This window comes from Pseudonocardia sp. Ae505_Ps2 (assembly GCF_001932425.1).
GTDB lineage: Bacteria > Actinomycetota > Actinomycetes > Mycobacteriales > Pseudonocardiaceae > Pseudonocardia.
Map to the genome: position 1 here is coordinate 1,971 of NZ_MCIP01000011.1, position 20,510 is coordinate 22,480.

Sequence of the window (20,510 nt, forward strand, 5' to 3'; positions counted from 1 at the left end):
CTGCGGTCACGTCGGCGCGCTTGCGCCTGCACGGCCGCTGCAGGGCCCGCAACCGCTCAGGGGGCACCGGCGGCCGTGCTGCCCAGGCTTGCGGGCCCTGCAGCGGCCGTGCTGCCCTCCGGGGCCGACGTGAGCGCAGGGCCAACCGGAGCCGCTCACCACCCGGTCCCCACCTGCGTGACCGCAGGATCCCCCCGGGGACCGCGGGAGCTGAGGTGCACCACGCAGTGGCCGCCGGAGGCAGGGGTTAGGGCCCCGCCTACTAGGGAATATCCCGTTCAGCGGTATGCTTGTGTACATAAGCAGACAAGTTAGGAGGTGGCATCGATGGCGCTGAACCCGAAGGCGTCCACGCCGCTCTACCAGCAGGTGGCCGACATCCTGCGGGGTCGGATCACCGAGGGCACCTATGGACCAGGCAGCAAGCTCCCCAGTGAGTCCGAGCTGATCGACGAGCTGGTCTCTGCTACTCGTCCGACCATCCGCCGGGGCCTGGCTATCCTGGTCCAGGAGGGTTTGACCGAGTCCCGCCAGGGCAAGGGCGTGTTCGTCCGCGAGGTCCCGCCGGTCATCGCCGTGCGTAACTCCCGCTTCTCGCGGGAGGCCCGAGCTCAAGGGAAGGGCGCTCTTGCGGCTGAGGCGGAGGCCCTGGGCCTGGAGTGGCGCTCCGAGGAGCTGTCCCCGGTCGAGACGGTGACGGTTTCCCCTGATGTCGCCAAGGTCATCGGCGAGGACGAGGCGGTCGTCAAGCGCCGGCGGATGTGGGTCGGCGGTGTCCCGACCCAGCTCGCGGACTCCTACATCCCGGTCAGCGTCGACCAGCAGATCGGCTACTCCGCTGGTCAGACGGCTCCCGGTGGCATCTACGGCCTATTGGAGGCCAACGGCCACGAGATCGTCCGCTACCGCGAGCGGCTGCGGGCGCGCCTCGCGACGCAGGAAGAGGCGATCGCGCTAGAGCTGCCGCTCGGGGCGCCGGTGGTCGTCCTGGTCCGCCAGGCCATCGACCAGGACGGCAAGGTCGTCGAGTACTTCGACTCTGTCGCGGCGGCTGACCGGCACATCTACGACTACGAGTTCGAGGCCCCGGCGTAGATCGTTCTCGCAGGTCAGGGGCGGGGTCCAGTAACGGGCCCCGCCCTTCTTGTGCCTCCTCAGTTGTCAACATAAGCGGTCATGTGCTTATGTTGATAGGCAGCCGCTGCCGGGACGGTACGGCCACCGAGACCAGGAGATGACGATGCGCAGCTACCCGATCGACACCGACCGCGTGACCCTGATCAGCACCGGCACGGTTACTCCGGTGGTGAAGTGGGTGGAGCTGTCCGACGGCTCGCGGCGCCCGGACCCGCAGGGCGGCCAGGAGGTCGACGAGTCCGGCCGCGGCTTGTGGCGGGTCGAGGCGATCACCCCGGCCGACCAAGCCGACGAGCGGGACAAGACGGCCGTGGTCGAGATCCTGGTCGCTTCCCACGACCAGCCGGGCGTCGGTGGCTTCGGCCAGCCGTTGCACTTCGAGGGGCTGGTGATGACCCCGGGCTACGTGCAGCGCAAGACCGGGCAGCTCACCCCGCCGCGTTGGTCCGCGGACGGGATCCGCGGTCAGGCCGCTCCGCGCCCGGGCAAGGCGCAGGGCGACGCGGCCTGATCCGCACAGCGAAGTAGAAAAAAAGATGTCGGCCCCGCATTCCTGACCATTTCGGAATGCGGGGCCGTTGTTGTGCTGTACAAAAAACAATCGCTAGAAATGGGGAGAGAAATGGGATTCTGGACCGCGCGGCAGGAGCGGGCTCTCGACGAGCGAGAGGTCGACGCCCTGTGGTGGGCCTGGCGGCAGGCCTGCGAGGGCGCCGGGCTGTGCACCCGGGTCGACACCGTCACCGGCCCCACCGTGACCGTGCCCCGCCTTGTCGATGTCGTGCTCGGGCCGCCGGTCGTGCTGACGGTGCAGCTGCTCCCGGGTCAGCTGCTCGGCGACCTGCGCCGGGTCGCGCTGCGCATCGCCCCGCACCTGGGCGCCGTCGCCCTGCGGGTCACCGCCCTCGGGCAGATCCACGCCCGTATCGAACTGCTCGGCGCCGACCCGCTCGACGGCACCGTGGGCCTGGTCCTGCCCGCCGCCCCGGGCCGGGTCGCGCTCGGGGTCGACGAGACCGCCCGGGACCTCGTGCAGTCCTGGGCCGACGACGTCGCCCACACGATCGTTCAGGGCGTCACCCGCTCCGGTAAGTCGGTCTTCACCTACGGGCTGCTGGCTCAGCTCGCCGCTGACCCGCTGGTCACGATCTGCGGGTCGGACCCGACCGGGCTGCTGTGGCGCCCGTTCGCCGGGACCCGGCACGCGGCCTGGCAGGTCTCCGGCGTCGCGGACCCCGCCGCCCACGAGACCCTGCTGCTGGCCCTGGTCGCCGACATGGCCGCGCGCATCGCCGCGATGCCCGCCGACCGCGACACTGTCGAGATCAGCGCCGCGACCCCGCTGCGGGTGGTTGTCCTCGAGGAGCTGGCCGCGCTCTACCGGGTCGCCGACGCCGCGTCGACGACCAAGGACCCGATCGGCAAGCGCATCCGCGCCCTGATCGGGCGTCTGCTCGCCGAGGGCGCGAAGGCCGGCTACCGGCTGGTGCTGATCGTGCAGCGTGCCGAGGCCGCGATCGTCGGGGCGTTCGAGCGCGCCATGTGCTCGCTGCGGATCTCCTTCCGCACCGACAACCGGGCGTCGGTCGAGCTGCTGCACCCCGGCGCCCCGGCCGAGCTGGCCGACCAGCACACCGTCGCCTGCCCCGGCGTCGCCCTGCTGTCCGCTCCGGGTGAGGAGCTGACCCGCTTCCGGGCCCCCTACCTGGGCGGATACCCCGAGTACGTCGCCACGGTCAAGTCGGCGTGCCCGGCGGAGGAGACGGGCCCGGCCGCGGTCGCGGCCTGAGCTCGTGCAGATCGACCCGACCGTTCCCGGCGTGTCGCCCCTGATCGGGGCCTGCCGGGGGCCACTGTTGGACCCCAGGAAAGCCGAGAGCCCCAGGCGCGCCAATGCCCAGGGCTCTGCACCAGCGGCGGACCAAGCCAATGACTCCTGCGAAGAAGTGAGGCCTGCCGCTGTGGCTGAGCGCTACGGTACGGGCACCGGAGACGGTGCACCACGCCGACACACGCACGACGCCCGATCGGCCGTCTCTGGCGCGCTGAGGGGGTCGCAGGACGTTGCCTGGTTCCGTGCTGCAGCCGGGGCCGGGCCGCGCGGCGCCGGAGGCGTGAGCGCGGTCCCGGCGGCCGAGCGGAGCGAGGCCCTTGGCACTTTCACGAACAACTCTTCCGCCGCAGGTCAGGACGTCGTCCGGCGGGAGGTGCAGAGCTGGCTCACCCTCCGCGAGACCCTGCCCAAGCTCGACCGCACGGACCCGATCGCGGTGCAGGACCGGCGCAGCGATCGCCGGGCTGAGCGGTGGGCGATCCGCAAGGGGTTGCGGCAGGTCGCGCAGGGCCGGACTGCTAGCTGTGGGCTCCCCGGCGGCCGCCCGGACGGCTCGGTCGTCCTGCGGGTCACCGACGCCACCGGCACCGCCGCGCAGGCCACCACCGGCGCCACTGGCCGGGTCGCCGGGTTCTCCGGGCTCTGGTCCTGCGGCTCGGTGTGGATGTGCCCGGAGTGCTCGGTCCGGATCGCGGCCCAGCGCTCCGAGGAGGTCGGCAAGGTCCTCGCCCACCACGTCGGCACCGGCGGCGTCCCGCTGCTGGTCACCCTCACGATGCGCCACCACCGCGAGCACTCCCTGGCCGAGTGCTTGGCCGCGCTGACCAAGGGGTGGGGATCGGTCACCGGGGGCCGCGCCGCCCAGCGCGACTACGCCGCTGGCCTGCGGGGATGGGTCCGCGCTTTGGAGGTCACCCGCTCGATGGACAACGGCTGGCACGTTCACGTTCACGCCCTGATCGTCGTTGAGCAGACCATGTCCGACGACGCCGTCGACGCCATGACCGGGAGCTGGTTCGCCCGTTGGTCGGCCGGGCTTGTGCGGGCCGGGATGCCCGCCCCGACCCTGGAGCACGGTCTCGACGTCCAGCGCGTCGACGTCGGATCCGCCGGCCTTTCCGAGACCTCCGGAGCCTGGGCCCGCTACGTGTGCAAGGGTCTGGCCTCCGAGGCCGTGATGGGCTCGACCAAGGCCGCTCGTGGCACCTCGCGGTCGATCTACGAGCTGATGCGCGACGCCACCGTGGGCCGCCGGATGGAGAACCCCGACACCGGCCAGGTCGTGCAGCTCGCCGACCTGCACGCCCGCCACCTGCTCCGCGAGTACGAGGAGCTGATCCGCGGACGCCGTCAGCTCACCTGGTCCCAGCGTGACCACGACCTGCGCTGCGACGTCGTCGACCTTGACGAGGAGCAGACCGACGAGGAGATCGTCGCCGTTGAGTTGGAGGGCGAGAACGTTGCGGTCCTGCCCTCGCACTCGTGGAAGATCGTCGAGTCCCGCGCGGCCGAGCTGCTCGACGTCACTGAGCGCCACGGCGTCGACGCCGCCCGAGCTTGGCTCGACGACCTCGGCGTCGAGTGGTGGCTACCGACCCGCCTCACCGACGCCCGACGGCCGGGTGTCCTACCCGGAGAGGACTGACCTGATGGACCAGGACGTCGCCCGCGAGCGAATCGACGAGCTAGTGCAACGGATGAGCCCGTTGTCCGACGGCCGCCGCCGGATCAGGTTCACGAAGAAGGGCCGGGGTGCTGACCCCACGGCAGCCCTGCACGCCCTCGCCGTCGACGACTACGAGGTCGCGATCATGCGCAACGCCGAGACCGGACGCACCTGGTTCGAGGCCCGGTTCGTCTGGCCGCCCCGGCCCTCTGCCTGACCGCTACCACCGCCACCGCTCCTCGCACCTATGCATTGGAAATGATCTTGAGGGCGACGGGCCGCACTGAACGCATGTCGTCGATACGACGACTAGCGGCCAGTAGGGTCAAGGAGACGTTCTCGCCCCCGGACATGAACATGTCCTTGATGCCCGCTAGGGCCTCCGTCGACGGGCCCCGGCCTACGCCGGGACGTGACGTTCTGTGACCGACTCGCGCGCCACGCTGACCAGGCAATCAATGATGCATAGGTCTTGTGAGACTTGATCTTGAGCCCCAGCGCTCTCAGCCACGCCAGCGCAGCAGCGCGAGCACGGCGTTGTTGACCGATCCACGGTCAACAACCACCAGCAACAACCACCAGGACCGCCAGCCCCTATGCATCCACTGATGATCTTCAGTCGGGGGTGCGGTCTGGGTGGCCGCCGGTGGCGGCCGGGCGGTGGTCCGGGCCGTCGAGTGGTGGCTCTTGAGAGTCGGGTGAGCGAGATGTTTCACTCAGCTGGTGATGATTGGAAAATCTGGACAACGAATGGTCTTGCCCGTAGCGAAGGTGATTTTTGCTGCAGGGATGGCGATGTTTTTGTTATTGAGTGTTTCTTCTGCTGCAATGGCGCAGGATTCGGGGGAAGTGGATCGGGTTGAGGTAGGTTCGCCTGATGGGCTTGCTCATCTTGTGCTCGAGTTTGATAGGCCGTTGCTGCAGAGTGAAGCAGAGAAGATCCGTTCTCGCTTCACGAGTGTTACTTCTTTCGAGGCTCAAGATTATCAGCGAGTTGAAACCCTGGGCTGCCATAGAGGGTTTGACCGATCAGATCGGAATGGGGTTCTGTCGCTTCAGTTCACGTGTCTGCCGTCGCACGGAGTGGTTGCGTGGGGATATAGACTGTCTCCGGCGGTGAAGTCGACAGTTGTTGGACCGGTGACAGAAAGGGGTCTGCAGTGGTGGCAGAACGGCGCGAAGAGGCCGAGTAACTCTAGTCATGTAGAGTCGGCGGACTATATTTTTCACGGTTCGATGAATCCGGTGCTTGTGAACGACGTCCTTGACTATCAGGATCTCTTCACGTATCGCCACAATCTGGGCGGTGGTGGTACTGCAAAGCTAGTATTCGCTGGTTCTTTACGGTTGACGTATTGATGAATGAGGAGCAGGGGCCTTCTTTTCGGTCGTGGATTGTTTTTGACGACGAGGAAGATCAGGTCTTAGAAGTTGCGGCGGGTGTTGATGAGGTTCGGGCGCGGCGGCTAGCGGAAGGAGTTCTTCGAGACTTGGGGCTGACCGCGTTGGGCTGGGAAGTGCGTGGTGTTTTTGTGGCGTCGCCGTCTCCGGTGTCGTCGCCGCGCCCGGGCCTTGAAATGGGGACGGACCTTGCAGTTGAGATCGACTCGGGTAGGGATGTCAGCGGCGCGTTTGTTGCTGAGAGTGTCGCGGTGCACTTCACGACTTCAGTTGCTCACGAGGTGGCATGTGTGGCGACTGCCGAGCAGATTCAAGATCGTGTTCTGGAGTTGGAGTGCGGGGTTCCTCGTCCTACTTGCCCGCGGCATCCGCATCCGTTGATGCCGCGCATGGTGGAGGGGGTTCCGTCGTGGGAGTGCCCTCGTGATCCAAGCCACTACAGCGTCCCGATGTCTGGGACGTGACTGGACTGTCGCGCTGTTGCGGAGCCGAGGCTTTCCCGCTCACTGAGGTGTTCTCAGTAGCGGGGTGGCAGGTCGTGGCGACACGCCGAGGGTGGTGAGATGAGCGGGAACGGGGCAGGACCCCGGTAGATCGGTTCGGTCCAGCACAGATCGACACCGTCACCGAGGTCCTGCCTGTCTGATCCTGTCACCTACACCGCTGTCCTCCCGATCGGGGAGTGCACCGTGGCCTATCTGGCGCGGCTTCTGGTCCTTCAACGCCGTCGACGTGGCACCCGGCGGCGGGCGTTGACCCCGTTCGCGCAGGCAGTGGCGATCCTCTCGGGGGAAGCTCGTTAGACCGGGCTGATGCCGGTCTCGGCGTTGGCGTGCTGGCAGAAGACGATCACCCAGTCGCCGTCCGGCCCCCGGTAGATCGTCGCGCCGTCGGCGGCGGTCAGGTGGTGGACCGGGCCGCCGCCGATGCGCTGCACGCTGTGGGTCCAGGGCGGCGGGAACCGGTCGGTGATCAGCTCGGTCACCGGGGTCGCGCGCCGATCGTCCCGACCACCTGATCGCGCAGGTTGGCGTCATCGGCGGCGAGCAGCAGCAGCGCGGACAGCACCTCGATCTTGTCGACGTGCCGCCCGAGCCTCCGCCGCGCGATCCGGGTCACCTGCTCGAACGCGTCCACCACGTCGTCGTCGAGCATCGCCGTGTACTTCGACCCGGCCCGCTTCGCCGGGGGCACCGGACGGGGCTCCGGCGGGGTCAGCACCGGCTCGGTCACCGCCGCAGGCGCCGGCATCGTGATCTGGTCCGGTTGCTGCGGGTGCTCTACCGCACCACCGGCGCTGTCGTCGTATCGACGACGGGTCGCCCCGGCGGCTGCCGCCAGACTCCGGCGGGCCCCGGCCCGCTTCCGCTCCGCCATCACAAGGTCTCCTTGATCAGCTCGTCGAGCACCAGCTCGTAGTCCCCTAGTACCTCGGGTGCGGTCCCCCGGGCCACCGCGAACTCCACGAGGTGGCGCACCTGCGCGGTCATCGTCGGGATGTCCTCGCCCTCGGCCCACGTCCGCGCCTCGCTCCCGGACTTCCACCGGCTGTCGACGTCGACCAGCAGTAGCGACGCGGTCAGCGGGGACAGAGCGTCCGCCTCGGCCGCGAGCTCGAAGACCCGCTCGATCGCTGCCAGGTCCGCCCCGGTCGGCCGCACCGGCACGATCAGGTGCTCGGACAGTGTGAGGGCCTGCCGCAACAGGTTCGGGTTCTTCGGCCCGGCGTCGAGGATCACGTGGGCGTAGTCGTCGAGCATTGGTCGGAGCTGGCGGGCCAGGTGCCGGTCGGCTGCCTCGATGACGATGCACCGATCCGCCGGCCAATCCTTGGCGAGCTGCGACCAGGCCAACGCACCGTCTTGGTCCGGGTCGGCGTCGACGAGCAGCGTCCGCCCGGACCGGGCCAGCCCGAGCGCCAGGTGCACGGCCGTCGTCGTCTTCCCGGTGCCGCCCTTGAGGTGTCCCACGGTGAGTCTCATGATCACTCCGTCGTTGTCGTCGTATCGTCGACGTTACAGTCATGACGGTGTGACGTCTGTGCGGCACCCCGTCGCATGTCCCCGGTCGTCGTCCGCCGGGTCGCGGCCGTGAGTCGGGTCCACCGCTTCTGCATCGCCTGCCGGCCGCCGAGCTGCCCGTCGACCGCCTCGGCGACCTGCTCCCAGGTCATACCTTCTGCCCCCCATTTCAGAGTGCGCAGCAAATCCCGCTCGTATCTATCGGCAGCACTACGCAGCGATTCACACATAGCGAAAAGAGCGGCAGGCTCACCCTCGCTGAAATCGTATTCTTCATCATCTTTGATGCGAATATAAAATGCATCAAGATATTCGGATGCGACTTTCGCGATAGTGTCGCTGTGCTCGATCTCGCCTCGCGGAAAAACCTCCCGCAGCCGGTCGAGCGCCTTCCCAGTGTCCATATGTAAATCATACGACGACAACACCGTCGTGTCAACCTAACGACGACACTACCGTCAATCCGCCTTGCCGTCTTGACGGTTAACCGTCAGTGTCGTTGATACGAGGACACGCCCGTCTAGCCGTCGCCAGACAGGAGGTGTCCTCGAAGGGTGGGTCTGCGGTCACGTCGGCGCGCTTGCGCCTGCACGGCCGTCGTGGGGCCCGCAACATCTCGGCTCGACCGGCGGCTGAGCTGCCCAGGCTTGCGGGTCCTGCGGCGGCCGTGCTGCCCTCCGGGGCCGACGTGAGCGCAGGGCCAACCGGAGCCGCTCACCACCCGGTCCCCACCTGCGTGACCGCAGGATCCCCCCGGGGACCGCGGGAGCTGAGGTGCACCACGCAGTGGCCGCCGGAGGCAGGGGTTAGGGCCCCGCCTACTAGGGAATATCCCGTTCAGCGGTATGCTTGTGTACATAAGCAGACAAGTTAGGAGGTGGCATCGATGGCGCTGAACCCGAAGGCGTCCACGCCGCTCTACCAGCAGGTGGCCGACATCCTGCGGGGTCGGATCACCGAGGGCACCTATGGACCAGGCAGCAAGCTCCCCAGTGAGTCCGAGCTGATCGACGAGCTGGTCTCTGCTACTCGTCCGACCATCCGCCGGGGCCTGGCTATCCTGGTCCAGGAGGGTTTGACCGAGTCCCGCCAGGGCAAGGGCGTGTTCGTCCGCGAGGTCCCGCCGGTCATCGCCGTGCGTAACTCCCGCTTCTCGCGGGAGGCCCGAGCTCAAGGGAAGGGCGCTCTTGCGGCTGAGGCGGAGGCCCTGGGCCTGGAGTGGCGCTCCGAGGAGCTGTCCCCGGTCGAGACGGTGACGGTTTCCCCTGATGTCGCCAAGGTCATCGGCGAGGACGAGGCGGTCGTCAAGCGCCGGCGGATGTGGGTCGGCGGTGTCCCGACCCAGCTCGCGGACTCCTACATCCCGGTCAGCGTCGACCAGCAGATCGGCTACTCCGCTGGTCAGACGGCTCCCGGTGGCATCTACGGCCTATTGGAGGCCAACGGCCACGAGATCGTCCGCTACCGCGAGCGGCTGCGGGCGCGCCTCGCGACGCAGGAAGAGGCGATCGCGCTAGAGCTGCCGCTCGGGGCGCCGGTGGTCGTCCTGGTCCGCCAGGCCATCGACCAGGACGGCAAGGTCGTCGAGTACTTCGACTCTGTCGCGGCGGCTGACCGGCACATCTACGACTACGAGTTCGAGGCCCCGGCGTAGATCGTTCTCGCAGGTCAGGGGCGGGGTCCAGTAACGGGCCCCGCCCTTCTTGTGCCTCCTCAGTTGTCAACATAAGCGGTCATGTGCTTATGTTGATAGGCAGCCGCTGCCGGGACGGTACGGCCACCGAGACCAGGAGATGACGATGCGCAGCTACCCGATCGACACCGACCGCGTGACCCTGATCAGCACCGGCACGGTTACTCCGGTGGTGAAGTGGGTGGAGCTGTCCGACGGCTCGCGGCGCCCGGACCCGCAGGGCGGCCAGGAGGTCGACGAGTCCGGCCGCGGCTTGTGGCGGGTCGAGGCGATCACCCCGGCCGACCAAGCCGACGAGCGGGACAAGACGGCCGTGGTCGAGATCCTGGTCGCTTCCCACGACCAGCCGGGCGTCGGTGGCTTCGGCCAGCCGTTGCACTTCGAGGGGCTGGTGATGACCCCGGGCTACGTGCAGCGCAAGACCGGGCAGCTCACCCCGCCGCGTTGGTCCGCGGACGGGATCCGCGGTCAGGCCGCTCCGCGCCCGGGCAAGGCGCAGGGCGACGCGGCCTGATCCGCACAGCGAAGTAGAAAAAAAGATGTCGGCCCCGCATTCCTGACCATTTCGGAATGCGGGGCCGTTGTTGTGCTGTACAAAAAACAATCGCTAGAAATGGGGAGAGAAATGGGATTCTGGACCGCGCGGCAGGAGCGGGCTCTCGACGAGCGAGAGGTCGACGCCCTGTGGTGGGCCTGGCGGCAGGCCTGCGAGGGCGCCGGGCTGTGCACCCGGGTCGACACCGTCACCGGCCCCACCGTGACCGTGCCCCGCCTTGTCGATGTCGTGCTCGGGCCGCCGGTCGTGCTGACGGTGCAGCTGCTCCCGGGTCAGCTGCTCGGCGACCTGCGCCGGGTCGCGCTGCGCATCGCCCCGCACCTGGGCGCCGTCGCCCTGCGGGTCACCGCCCTCGGGCAGATCCACGCCCGTATCGAACTGCTCGGCGCCGACCCGCTCGACGGCACCGTGGGCCTGGTCCTGCCCGCCGCCCCGGGCCGGGTCGCGCTCGGGGTCGACGAGACCGCCCGGGACCTCGTGCAGTCCTGGGCCGACGACGTCGCCCACACGATCGTTCAGGGCGTCACCCGCTCCGGTAAGTCGGTCTTCACCTACGGGCTGCTGGCTCAGCTCGCCGCTGACCCGCTGGTCACGATCTGCGGGTCGGACCCGACCGGGCTGCTGTGGCGCCCGTTCGCCGGGACCCGGCACGCGGCCTGGCAGGTCTCCGGCGTCGCGGACCCCGCCGCCCACGAGACCCTGCTGCTGGCCCTGGTCGCCGACATGGCCGCGCGCATCGCCGCGATGCCCGCCGACCGCGACACTGTCGAGATCAGCGCCGCGACCCCGCTGCGGGTGGTTGTCCTCGAGGAGCTGGCCGCGCTCTACCGGGTCGCCGACGCCGCGTCGACGACCAAGGACCCGATCGGCAAGCGCATCCGCGCCCTGATCGGGCGTCTGCTCGCCGAGGGCGCGAAGGCCGGCTACCGGCTGGTGCTGATCGTGCAGCGTGCCGAGGCCGCGATCGTCGGGGCGTTCGAGCGCGCCATGTGCTCGCTGCGGATCTCCTTCCGCACCGACAACCGGGCGTCGGTCGAGCTGCTGCACCCCGGCGCCCCGGCCGAGCTGGCCGACCAGCACACCGTCGCCTGCCCCGGCGTCGCCCTGCTGTCCGCTCCGGGTGAGGAGCTGACCCGCTTCCGGGCCCCCTACCTGGGCGGATACCCCGAGTACGTCGCCACGGTCAAGTCGGCGTGCCCGGCGGAGGAGACGGGCCCGGCCGCGGTCGCGGCCTGAGCTCGTGCAGATCGACCCGACCGTTCCCGGCGTGTCGCCCCTGATCGGGGCCTGCCGGGGGCCACTGTTGGACCCCAGGAAAGCCGAGAGCCCCAGGCGCGCCAATGCCCAGGGCTCTGCACCAGCGGCGGACCAAGCCAATGACTCCTGCGAAGAAGTGAGGCCTGCCGCTGTGGCTGAGCGCTACGGTACGGGCACCGGAGACGGTGCACCACGCCGACACACGCACGACGCCCGATCGGCCGTCTCTGGCGCGCTGAGGGGGTCGCAGGACGTTGCCTGGTTCCGTGCTGCAGCCGGGGCCGGGCCGCGCGGCGCCGGAGGCGTGAGCGCGGTCCCGGCGGCCGAGCGGAGCGAGGCCCTTGGCACTTTCACGAACAACTCTTCCGCCGCAGGTCAGGACGTCGTCCGGCGGGAGGTGCAGAGCTGGCTCACCCTCCGCGAGACCCTGCCCAAGCTCGACCGCACGGACCCGATCGCGGTGCAGGACCGGCGCAGCGATCGCCGGGCTGAGCGGTGGGCGATCCGCAAGGGGTTGCGGCAGGTCGCGCAGGGCCGGACTGCTAGCTGTGGGCTCCCCGGCGGCCGCCCGGACGGCTCGGTCGTCCTGCGGGTCACCGACGCCACCGGCACCGCCGCGCAGGCCACCACCGGCGCCACTGGCCGGGTCGCCGGGTTCTCCGGGCTCTGGTCCTGCGGCTCGGTGTGGATGTGCCCGGAGTGCTCGGTCCGGATCGCGGCCCAGCGCTCCGAGGAGGTCGGCAAGGTCCTCGCCCACCACGTCGGCACCGGCGGCGTCCCGCTGCTGGTCACCCTCACGATGCGCCACCACCGCGAGCACTCCCTGGCCGAGTGCTTGGCCGCGCTGACCAAGGGGTGGGGATCGGTCACCGGGGGCCGCGCCGCCCAGCGCGACTACGCCGCTGGCCTGCGGGGATGGGTCCGCGCTTTGGAGGTCACCCGCTCGATGGACAACGGCTGGCACGTTCACGTTCACGCCCTGATCGTCGTTGAGCAGACCATGTCCGACGACGCCGTCGACGCCATGACCGGGAGCTGGTTCGCCCGTTGGTCGGCCGGGCTTGTGCGGGCCGGGATGCCCGCCCCGACCCTGGAGCACGGTCTCGACGTCCAGCGCGTCGACGTCGGATCCGCCGGCCTTTCCGAGACCTCCGGAGCCTGGGCCCGCTACGTGTGCAAGGGTCTGGCCTCCGAGGCCGTGATGGGCTCGACCAAGGCCGCTCGTGGCACCTCGCGGTCGATCTACGAGCTGATGCGCGACGCCACCGTGGGCCGCCGGTTCGAGAACCCCGACACCGGCCAGGTCGTGCAGCTCGCCGACATGCAGGCCCGTGCACTGCTCGCCGAGTACGAGACCGCGATCCGTGGCCGCAAGCAGCTCACCTGGTCGCTGGGGTCCCACGACCTGCGCACCGGAGTCGACATGGAGCCCGAGCAGACCGACGAGGACATCGTCGCCGAGGACCTGGAGGGCGAGCCCGTCGCGGTGATCCCCCCGCATTCCTGGAAGATCGTTGAGCCCCGTGCGGCCGAGCTGCTCCACATCACCGAGCGCGACGGCGCCGACGCCGCACGAGTCTGGCTCGACGACCTCGGCGTCGAGTGGTGGCTACCCACCGGCCTCACCGACACTCGCCGCCCCGGCGTCGCACCCGGCGCCGACGGCTGACCTTGCCGGGAGTCGTTTTCCTTAGGAAAACGCCTAACTCGCTCCGCCGCAGGCGGCACCGACACCCGCGTCGTCGATAGGACGACACCGGGCACGAGACCCGCGCCCGGCCGAAGATCATCAGTGGATGCATAGGTCCTGTGGTTCTGGAGGTCCTGTGGTTCTGGAGGTCCTGTCGCGAACGGTGTCGGCGACCGCCGGTCGGTGAGCGACTTGTCAATGACTCATTGACAAGTCGCTCGGCCTTGATCGCCGTGCGCGGAGCGCTGAGAGCGTCCCTGCCGCTTCGGACCGCCCTGGCGGGTGTCCTCCACCTTTGGCGGGGTTGTCGATGGGCGCAGGGGCCGACTCAGCCACGCGTACGGGCTGCTGCGGTGCCAGCTCCTCGACAGGGCTGGCCTTGGAGGGTGGGGCTGCGGTCACGTCGGCGCGCTTGCGCCTGCACGGCCGCTGCAGGGCCCGCAACCGCTCAGGGGGCACCGGCGGCCGTGCTGCCCAGGCTTGCGGGCCCTGCAGCGGCCGTGCTGCCCTCCGGGGCCGACGTGAGCGCAGCCCCACCCGGAGCCTCACGCCACCCGCCACCCCTGAAAACCGCACGCCTTTCTCGGCTGCTGCGGGAGCGGAGGTGCACCACGCAGTGGCCGCCGGAGGCGTGCAGTGGACCGGCGGGTGTCATTGGTCCTGGGCGTCGGGCTCTGCTTTTTGTGGGGGCGTGGCCCACCGCCGAGCGGTCATCCGAGGGATGCCGGTCAGGTACTCGACGGTGCGCCAGGACTGGGCGTCCTCGTAGAGGGCGTGCAGGACGAGTCCGCCGAGCATCGAATTTCGGCCGCGCCGGCGCCACGTCTCCTGGGCGGCGGTGATGAGGTCGGCGCGGAGGTCGCCGGTCTGCTGAGAGGGAGGGATGAGCTCGTCTAGGGCCTCCCGCTGGGCGCTGGTCATGACAGGGTCCTCTCGCTCTTGGTGTCTCATGCTAGGCATTGTCTCGCATCTCCGTGTCCTATGAGTGGGACGCAAGTCGTGCTAGTCTTGTGCTAATGGTGGGCAAGAATGGCGACGAGAGGCGGAGGACGTGCGTAGCTATCCGATCGACACCGACCGCGTGACCCTGATCAGCACCGGCACTGTGACGCCGGTGGCGAAGTGGGTCGAGTTGTCTGACGGCTCGCGCCGCCCGGACCCGCAGGGCCGCCAGGACACCGACGAGCACGGCCGCGGCCTGTGGCGGGTCGAGGCCCTGACCCCGGCCGACCAGGACGACGAGCGGGACAAGAGCGCTGTCGTCGAGATCCTGATCGCCTCCCACGACCGCCCGGCGGTGGGCTCGCTCGGTCAGCCGCTGCACTTCGACGGCCTGGTGATGACTCCCGGCTATGTGCAGCGCAAGACCGGTCAGCTCACCCCGCCGCGCTGGTCGGCGGACGGTATTCGTGGGCAGGTCGGGCGTGGTCGTAAGCCTGAGGGCGAGGCGGCCTGACATGGGCCTCTGGGCGAGGAGGGATCGGGCGGTCGATGAGCGTGAGGCCGATGGCCTGTGGTGGTCGTGGCGGCAGGCGTGCGAGGGCGCCGGGCTGTGCTGCCGGGTCGACACCGTCTCCGGCGCGACGGTTGTCGTGCCGCAGCTGGTCGACATCGTCCTGGGCCCGCCGACGGTGCTGACGATCAAGCTCCTGCCTGGTCAGCTGGTTGCCGATCTGCGCCGGGTGGCGCTGCGCATCGCCCCGCACCTGGGCGCGGCCGCGCTGTGCATCTCCCCGCTGGGGCAGATCCATGCCCGGGTCGAGCTGCTCGGCGTCGACCCGCTCGAGGGCACCGTGAGCCTGGTCCTACCCGCCGCTCCGGGCCGGATCGCGCTCGGGGTGGACGAGACGGCCCGGGACCTCGTGCAGTCCTGGGCCGACGATGTCGCGCACACGATCGTGCAGGGCGTCACCCGCTCTGGGAAGAGCGTCTGGACCTACGGGCTGCTGGCTCAGCTCGCCGCTGACCCGTTGGTCATGATCTGCGGGTCGGACCCGACCGGGCTGCTGTGGCGTCCGTTCGCCGGGACTCGACACGCTGCTCTGCAGGTCTCCGGTGTCGACGACCCCGGCGCCCACGAGGCCCTGCTCCAGGCGCTCGTCGCCGACATGGCCGCGCGCATCGCCGCGATGCCCGCCGACCGCGACACCGTCGCGATCACCACCGACCAGCCGCTGCGAGTCGTCGTCCTTGAGGAGCTGGCCGCGCTCTACCGGGTCGCCGACGCCGCGTCGACGACCAAGGACCCGATCGGCAAGCGCATCCGGTCGCTGGTCGGGCGTCTGCTCGCCGAGGGCGCGAAGGCCGGTTACCGGCTGGTGCTGATCGTGCAGCGCGCTGAGGCCGTGATCGTCGGGGCGTTCGAGCGCGCCATGTGCTCGCTGCGGATCAGCTTCCGCACCGACAACCGTGCCAGCGTCGAGCTGTTGCACCCCGGCGCCCCGGCCGAGGTGGCCGACCGGCACACCACTGCTCGCCCCGGTGTCGCGCTGCTGTCGGCCCCCGGTGAGGAGCTGACCCGGTTCCGTGCCCCCTACCTGCACGGATACCCCGACTACGTCGCCGCGATCCGGTCGGCGTGCCCGCCGGAGGGACCTGGTGTCACCGCGCTCGCGGCCTAGGGCCAAGATTCAGGGCGCGAAGATTCACACCTTCACTGCATATGGCGATGCGCCGCTGCCAGACCCGGAGATCGAACCCTCCGAATTGGCACCACGAGCGGCCCCAAAGAGAGAAAGGGCGGCTCGATGGCTGCGGCGCATGCTCCCCACACCGTAAGCCCTCTCCCCGTGCTGGGTCGAGTCGGCTCCACGAAGGCCGTGACGCTCCCCGGAGACGGTGCACCACGCCGACACACCCACGAGGCCCGAGAGGCCGTCTCTGGCGCTCTCAGGGCTCTGCGCGGTGCTGCCCTGGCTCCTGCTGCGCCCGGGGCCGGGCCGCGCGACGCCGGAGGCGTGAGCGCGGTCCCGGCGGCCGAGCGGAGCGAGGCCCTTGGCACTTTCACGAACAACTCTTCCGCCGCAGGTCAGGACGTCGTCCGGCGGGAGGTGCAGAGCTGGCTCACCCTCCGCGAGACCCTGCCCAAGCTCGACCGCACGGACCCGATCGCGGTGCAGGACCGGCGCAGCGATCGCCGGGCTGAGCGGTGGGCGATCCGCAAGGGGTTGCGGCAGGTCGCGCAGGGCCGGACTGCTAGCTGTGGGCTCCCCGGCGGCCGCCCGGACGGCTCGGTCGTCCTGCGGGTCACCGACGCCACCGGCACCGCCGCGCAGGCCACCACCGGCGCCACTGGCCGGGTCGCCGGGTTCTCCGGGCTCTGGTCCTGCGGCTCGGTGTGGATGTGCCCGGAGTGCTCGGTCCGGATCGCGGCCCAGCGCTCCGAGGAGGTCGGCAAGGTCCTCGCCCACCACGTCGGCACCGGCGGCGTCCCGCTGCTGGTCACCCTCACGATGCGCCACCACCGCGAGCACTCCCTCGCCGAATGCCTGGCCGCGCTGACCAAGGGGTGGGGATCGGTCACCGGGGGCCGTGCGGCCCAGCAGGACTACGCCTCCGGCCTGCGCGGATGGGTCCGCGCCCTGGAGGTCACCCGCTCGGCAGACAACGGCTGGCACGTTCACGTTCACGCCCTGGTCGTCGTCGAGCAGACCATGTCCGATGACGCCGTCGACGCGATGACCGGCTCGTGGTTCGCCCGCTGGTCGGCCGGGCTTGTGCGGGCCGGGATGCCCGCCCCGACCCTGGAGCACGGTCTCGACGTCCAGCGCGTCGACGTCGGATCCGCCGGCCTTTCCGAGACCTCCGGAGCCTGGGCCCGCTACGTGTGCAAGGGTCTGGCCTCCGAGGCCGTGATGGGCTCGACCAAGGCCGCTCGTGGCACCTCGCGGTCGATCTACGAGCTGATGCGCGACGCCACCGTGGGCCGCCGGTTCGAGAACCCCGACACCGGCCAGGTCGTGCAGCTCGCCGACATGCAGGCCCGTGCACTGCTCGCCGAGTACGAGACCGCGATCCGTGGCCGCAAGCAGCTCACCTGGTCGCTGGGGTCCCACGACCTGCGCACCGGAGTCGACATGGAGCCCGAGCAGACCGACGAGGACATCGTCGCCGAGGACCTGGAGGGCGAGCCCGTCGCGGTGATCCCCCCGCATTCCTGGAAGATCGTTGAGCCCCGTGCGGCCGAGCTGCTCCACATCACCGAGCGCGACGGCGCCGACGCCGCACGAGTCTGGCTCGACGACCTCGGCGTCGAGTGGTGGCTACCCACCGGCCTCACCGACACTCGCCGCCCCGGCGTCGCACCCGGCGCCGACGGCTGACCTTGCCGGGAGTCGTTTTCCTTAGGAAAACGCCTAACTCGCTCCGCCGCAGGCGGCACCGACACCCGCGTCGTCGATAGGACGACACCGGGCACGAGACCCGCGCCCGGCCGAAGATCATCAGTGGATGCATAGGTCCTGTGGTTCTGGAGGTCCTGTGGTTCTGGAGGTCCTGTCGCGAACGGTGTCGGCGACCGCCGGTCGGTGAGCGACTTGTCAATGACTCATTGACAAGTCGCTCGGCCTTGATCGCCGTGCGCGGAGCGCTGAGAGCGTCCCTGCCGCTTCGGACCGCCCTGGCGGGTGTCCTCCACCTTTGGCGGGGTTGTCGATGGGCGCAGGGGCCGACTCAGCCACGCGTACGGGCTGCTGCGGTGCCAGCTCCTCGACAGGGCTGGCCTTGGAGGGTGGGGCTGCGGTCACGTCGGCGCGCTTGCGCCTGCACGGCCGCTGCAGGGCCCGCAACCGCTCAGGGGGCACCGGCGGCCGTGCTGCCCAGGCTTGCGGGCCCTGCAGCGGCCGTGCTGCCCTCCGGGGCCGACGTGAGCGCAGCCCCACCCGGAGCCTCACGCCACCCGCCACCCCTGAAAACCGCACGCCTTTCTCGGCTGCTGCGGGAGCGGAGGTGCACCACGCAGTGGCCGCCGGAGGCGTGCAGTGGACCGGCGGGTGTCATTGGTCCTGGGCGTCGGGCTCTGCTTTTTGTGGGGGCGTGGCCCACCGCCGAGCGGTCATCCGAGGGATGCCGGTCAGGTACTCGACGGTGCGCCAGGACTGGGCGTCCTCGTAGAGGGCGTGCAGGACGAGTCCGCCGAGCATCGAATTTCGGCCGCGCCGGCGCCACGTCTCCTGGGCGGCGGTGATGAGGTCGGCGCGGAGGTCGCCGGTCTGCTGAGAGGGAGGGATGAGCTCGTCTAGGGCCTCCCGCTGGGCGCTGGTCATGACAGGGTCCTCTCGCTCTTGGTGTCTCATGCTAGGCATTGTCTCGCATCTCCGTGTCCTATGAGTGGGACGCAAGTCGTGCTAGTCTTGTGCTAATGGTGGGCAAGAATGGCGACGAGAGGCGGAGGACGTGCGTAGCTATCCGATCGACACCGACCGCGTGACCCTGATCAGCACCGGCACTGTGACGCCGGTGGCGAAGTGGGTCGAGTTGTCTGACGGCTCGCGCCGCCCGGACCCGCAGGGCCGCCAGGACACCGACGAGCACGGCCGCGGCCTGTGGCGGGTCGAGGCCCTGACCCCGGCCGACCAGGACGACGAGCGGGACAAGAGCGCTGTCGTCGAGATCCTGATCGCCTCCCACGACCGCCCGGCGGTGGGCTCGCTCGGTCAGCCGCTGCACTTCGACGGCCTGGTGATGACTCCCGGCTATGTGCAGCGCAAGACCGGTCAGCTCACCCCGCCGCGCTGGTCGGCGGACGGTATTCGTGGGCAGGTCGGGCGTGGTCGTAAGCCTGAGGGCGAGGCGGCCTGACATGGGCCTCTGGGCGAGGAGGGATCGGGCGGTCGATGAGCGTGAGGCCGATGGCCTGTGGTGGTCGTGGCGGCAGGCGTGCGAGGGCGCCGGGCTGTGCTGCCGGGTCGACACCGTCTCCGGCGCGACGGTTGTCGTGCCGCAGCTGGTCGACATCGTCCTGGGCCCGCCGACGGTGCTGACGATCAAGCTCCTGCCTGGTCAGCTGGTTGCCGATCTGCGCCGGGTGGCGCTGCGCATCGCCCCGCACCTGGGCGCGGCCGCGCTGTGCATCTCCCCGCTGGGGCAGATCCATGCCCGGGTCGAGCTGCTCGGCGTCGACCCGCTCGAGGGCACCGTGAGCCTGGTCCTACCCGCCGCTCCGGGCCGGATCGCGCTCGGGGTGGACGAGACGGCCCGGGACCTCGTGCAGTCCTGGGCCGACGATGTCGCGCACACGATCGTGCAGGGCGTCACCCGCTCTGGGAAGAGCGTCTGGACCTACGGGCTGCTGGCTCAGCTCGCCGCTGACCCGTTGGTCATGATCTGCGGGTCGGACCCGACCGGGCTGCTGTGGCGTCCGTTCGCCGGGACTCGACACGCTGCTCTGCAGGTCTCCGGTGTCGACGACCCCGGCGCCCACGAGGCCCTGCTCCAGGCGCTCGTCGCCGACATGGCCGCGCGCATCGCCGCGATGCCCGCCGACCGCGACACCGTCGCGATCACCACCGACCAGCCGCTGCGAGTCGTCGTCCTTGAGGAGCTGGCCGCGCTCTACCGGGTCGCCGACGCCGCGTCGACGACCAAGGACCCGATCGGCAAGCGCATCCGGTCGCTGGTCGGGCGTCTGCTCGCCGAGGGCGCGAAGGCCGGTTACCGGCTGGTGCTGATCGTGCAGCGCGCTGAGGCCGTGATCGTCGGGGCGTTCGAGCGCGCCATGTGCTCGCTGCGGATCAGCTTCCGCACCGACAACCGTGCCAGCGTCGAGCTGTTGCACCCCGGCGCCCCGGCCGAGGTGGCCGACCGGCACACCACTGCTCGCCCCGGTGTCGCGCTGCTGTCGGCCCCCGGTGAGGAGCTGACCCGGTTCCGTGCCCCCTACCTGCACGGATACCCCGACTACGTCGCCGCGATCCGGTCGGCGTGCCCGCCGGAGGGACCTGGTGTCACCGCGCTCGCGGCCTAGGGCCAAGATTCAGGGCGCGAAGATTCACACCTTCACTGCATATGGCGATGCGCCGCTGCCAGACCCGGAGATCGAACCCTCCGAATTGGCACCACGAGCGGCCCCAAAGAGAGAAAGGGCGGCTCGATGGCTGCGGCGCATGCTCCCCACACCGTAAGCCCTCTCCCCGTGCTGGGTCGAGTCGGCTCCACGAAGGCCGTGACGCTCCCCGGAGACGGTGCACCACGCCGACACACCCACGAGGCCCGAGAGGCCGTCTCTGGCGCTCTCAGGGCTCTGCGCGGTGCTGCC

General features: G+C 69.9%; 21 protein-coding genes and 1 pseudogene. 16 read left to right on the forward strand and 6 right to left on the reverse strand.

Annotated elements, in window-relative coordinates; all coding sequences use genetic code 11:
* Nucleotides 1-327: 327 nt before the first annotated feature.
* From Ae505Ps2_RS29900 to Ae505Ps2_RS33900, 7 genes and pseudogenes are all read left to right on the forward strand, one after another.
* The gene (locus Ae505Ps2_RS29900; RefSeq protein WP_075554439.1) at nt 328-1,095 is read left to right on the forward strand and encodes a GntR family transcriptional regulator; all 768 of its coding nucleotides are present in this window, start codon (nt 328-330) and stop codon (nt 1,093-1,095) included.
* Nucleotides 1,096-1,240: 145 nt separating this feature from the next.
* Nucleotides 1,241-1,648 (forward strand): hypothetical protein, encoded by a 408-nt coding sequence (locus Ae505Ps2_RS29905; protein WP_139320316.1) that lies wholly within the window; start codon nt 1,241-1,243, stop codon nt 1,646-1,648.
* Nucleotides 1,649-1,759: 111 nt separating this feature from the next.
* Nucleotides 1,760-2,926, forward strand: a complete 1,167-nt coding sequence (locus Ae505Ps2_RS29910) for a hypothetical protein (protein WP_075554441.1) — start codon at nt 1,760-1,762, stop codon at nt 2,924-2,926.
* Nucleotides 2,927-3,251: 325 nt separating this feature from the next.
* Nucleotides 3,252-4,616 carry a protein rep gene (locus tag Ae505Ps2_RS29915; protein ID WP_139320317.1) on the forward strand — a complete coding sequence of 455 codons (1,365 nt, stop codon included), beginning with the start codon at nt 3,252-3,254 and terminating at the stop codon, nt 4,614-4,616.
* A gap of 4 nt (nt 4,617-4,620) precedes the next feature.
* Nucleotides 4,621-4,854, forward strand: coding sequence for a hypothetical protein (locus tag Ae505Ps2_RS29920; protein ID WP_075554433.1), 234 nt, complete (start codon nt 4,621-4,623; stop codon nt 4,852-4,854).
* Between the two features lie 506 nt (nt 4,855-5,360).
* On the forward strand, nt 5,361-5,996 hold the full coding sequence (locus tag Ae505Ps2_RS31670) for a hypothetical protein (protein ID WP_212567747.1): 636 nt from the start codon (nt 5,361-5,363) through the stop codon (nt 5,994-5,996).
* Nucleotides 5,997-6,676: 680 nt separating this feature from the next.
* A pseudogene (locus Ae505Ps2_RS33900) lies at nt 6,677-6,823 on the forward strand (IS5/IS1182 family transposase); the annotation flags it as partial.
* Between the two features lie 14 nt (nt 6,824-6,837).
* Here the strand turns inward: Ae505Ps2_RS33900 and Ae505Ps2_RS29925 are convergent.
* From Ae505Ps2_RS29925 to Ae505Ps2_RS29940, 4 genes are read right to left on the reverse strand one after another with little or no spacing between them, the layout of a single operon-like run.
* A complete protein-coding gene (locus Ae505Ps2_RS29925) occupies nt 6,838-7,023 on the reverse strand; it encodes a hypothetical protein (protein ID WP_075554434.1) in 186 nt (61 codons plus the stop codon).
* Entirely contained in the window at nt 7,020-7,415 is a 396-nt protein-coding gene (locus tag Ae505Ps2_RS31675) for a hypothetical protein (RefSeq protein WP_139320314.1), read from the reverse strand. Before Ae505Ps2_RS31675 ends, Ae505Ps2_RS29925 begins: the two co-directional genes overlap by 4 nt.
* Nucleotides 7,415-8,020, reverse strand: a complete 606-nt coding sequence (locus Ae505Ps2_RS29935) for a ParA family protein (RefSeq protein ID WP_075554436.1) — start codon at nt 8,018-8,020, stop codon at nt 7,415-7,417. Before Ae505Ps2_RS29935 ends, Ae505Ps2_RS31675 begins: the two co-directional genes overlap by 1 nt.
* A gap of 2 nt (nt 8,021-8,022) precedes the next feature.
* The gene (locus Ae505Ps2_RS29940) at nt 8,023-8,463 is read right to left on the reverse strand and encodes a hypothetical protein (RefSeq protein WP_075554437.1); all 441 of its coding nucleotides are present in this window, start codon (nt 8,461-8,463) and stop codon (nt 8,023-8,025) included.
* 482 nt (nt 8,464-8,945) lie between these two features.
* Between Ae505Ps2_RS29940 and Ae505Ps2_RS29945 the strand changes: the two genes are divergently transcribed.
* From Ae505Ps2_RS29945 to Ae505Ps2_RS29960, 4 genes are all read left to right on the forward strand, one after another.
* On the forward strand, nt 8,946-9,713 hold the full coding sequence (locus Ae505Ps2_RS29945) for a GntR family transcriptional regulator (RefSeq protein ID WP_075554439.1): 768 nt from the start codon (nt 8,946-8,948) through the stop codon (nt 9,711-9,713).
* Between the two features lie 145 nt (nt 9,714-9,858).
* Entirely contained in the window at nt 9,859-10,266 is a 408-nt protein-coding gene (locus Ae505Ps2_RS29950) for a hypothetical protein (protein WP_139320316.1), read from the forward strand.
* 111 nt (nt 10,267-10,377) lie between these two features.
* A complete protein-coding gene (locus tag Ae505Ps2_RS29955; protein ID WP_075554441.1) occupies nt 10,378-11,544 on the forward strand; it encodes a hypothetical protein in 1,167 nt (388 codons plus the stop codon).
* Between the two features lie 325 nt (nt 11,545-11,869).
* Nucleotides 11,870-13,234: a protein rep gene (locus Ae505Ps2_RS29960; protein WP_139320318.1), complete on the forward strand. Its 1,365-nt coding sequence runs from the start codon at nt 11,870-11,872 to the stop codon at nt 13,232-13,234.
* Nucleotides 13,235-13,906: 672 nt separating this feature from the next.
* Here the strand turns inward: Ae505Ps2_RS29960 and Ae505Ps2_RS29965 are convergent.
* The gene (locus Ae505Ps2_RS29965) at nt 13,907-14,176 is read right to left on the reverse strand and encodes a hypothetical protein (protein WP_075313538.1); all 270 of its coding nucleotides are present in this window, start codon (nt 14,174-14,176) and stop codon (nt 13,907-13,909) included.
* A gap of 130 nt (nt 14,177-14,306) precedes the next feature.
* On the opposite strand from Ae505Ps2_RS29965, the gene Ae505Ps2_RS29970 reads away from it, so the two are divergent.
* The 3 genes from Ae505Ps2_RS29970 to Ae505Ps2_RS29980 all read left to right on the forward strand — a co-directional run bounded on the left by Ae505Ps2_RS29970 (nt 14,307) and on the right by Ae505Ps2_RS29980 (nt 17,577).
* Nucleotides 14,307-14,711, forward strand: coding sequence for a hypothetical protein (locus Ae505Ps2_RS29970; protein ID WP_075554438.1), 405 nt, complete (start codon nt 14,307-14,309; stop codon nt 14,709-14,711).
* Between the two features lies 1 nt (nt 14,712).
* Nucleotides 14,713-15,876, forward strand: a complete 1,164-nt coding sequence (locus Ae505Ps2_RS29975; protein ID WP_075554445.1) for a hypothetical protein — start codon at nt 14,713-14,715, stop codon at nt 15,874-15,876.
* 336 nt (nt 15,877-16,212) lie between these two features.
* Nucleotides 16,213-17,577: a protein rep gene (locus tag Ae505Ps2_RS29980; RefSeq protein WP_139320319.1), complete on the forward strand. Its 1,365-nt coding sequence runs from the start codon at nt 16,213-16,215 to the stop codon at nt 17,575-17,577.
* A gap of 672 nt (nt 17,578-18,249) precedes the next feature.
* Here the strand turns inward: Ae505Ps2_RS29980 and Ae505Ps2_RS29985 are convergent.
* On the reverse strand, nt 18,250-18,519 hold the full coding sequence (locus tag Ae505Ps2_RS29985) for a hypothetical protein (RefSeq protein ID WP_075313538.1): 270 nt from the start codon (nt 18,517-18,519) through the stop codon (nt 18,250-18,252).
* Between the two features lie 130 nt (nt 18,520-18,649).
* Between Ae505Ps2_RS29985 and Ae505Ps2_RS29990 the strand changes: the two genes are divergently transcribed.
* On the forward strand, nt 18,650-19,054 hold the full coding sequence (locus Ae505Ps2_RS29990; RefSeq protein WP_075554438.1) for a hypothetical protein: 405 nt from the start codon (nt 18,650-18,652) through the stop codon (nt 19,052-19,054).
* Between the two features lies 1 nt (nt 19,055).
* Nucleotides 19,056-20,219, forward strand: a complete 1,164-nt coding sequence (locus tag Ae505Ps2_RS29995) for a hypothetical protein (protein ID WP_075554445.1) — start codon at nt 19,056-19,058, stop codon at nt 20,217-20,219.
* Nucleotides 20,220-20,510: the final 291 nt, after the last annotated feature.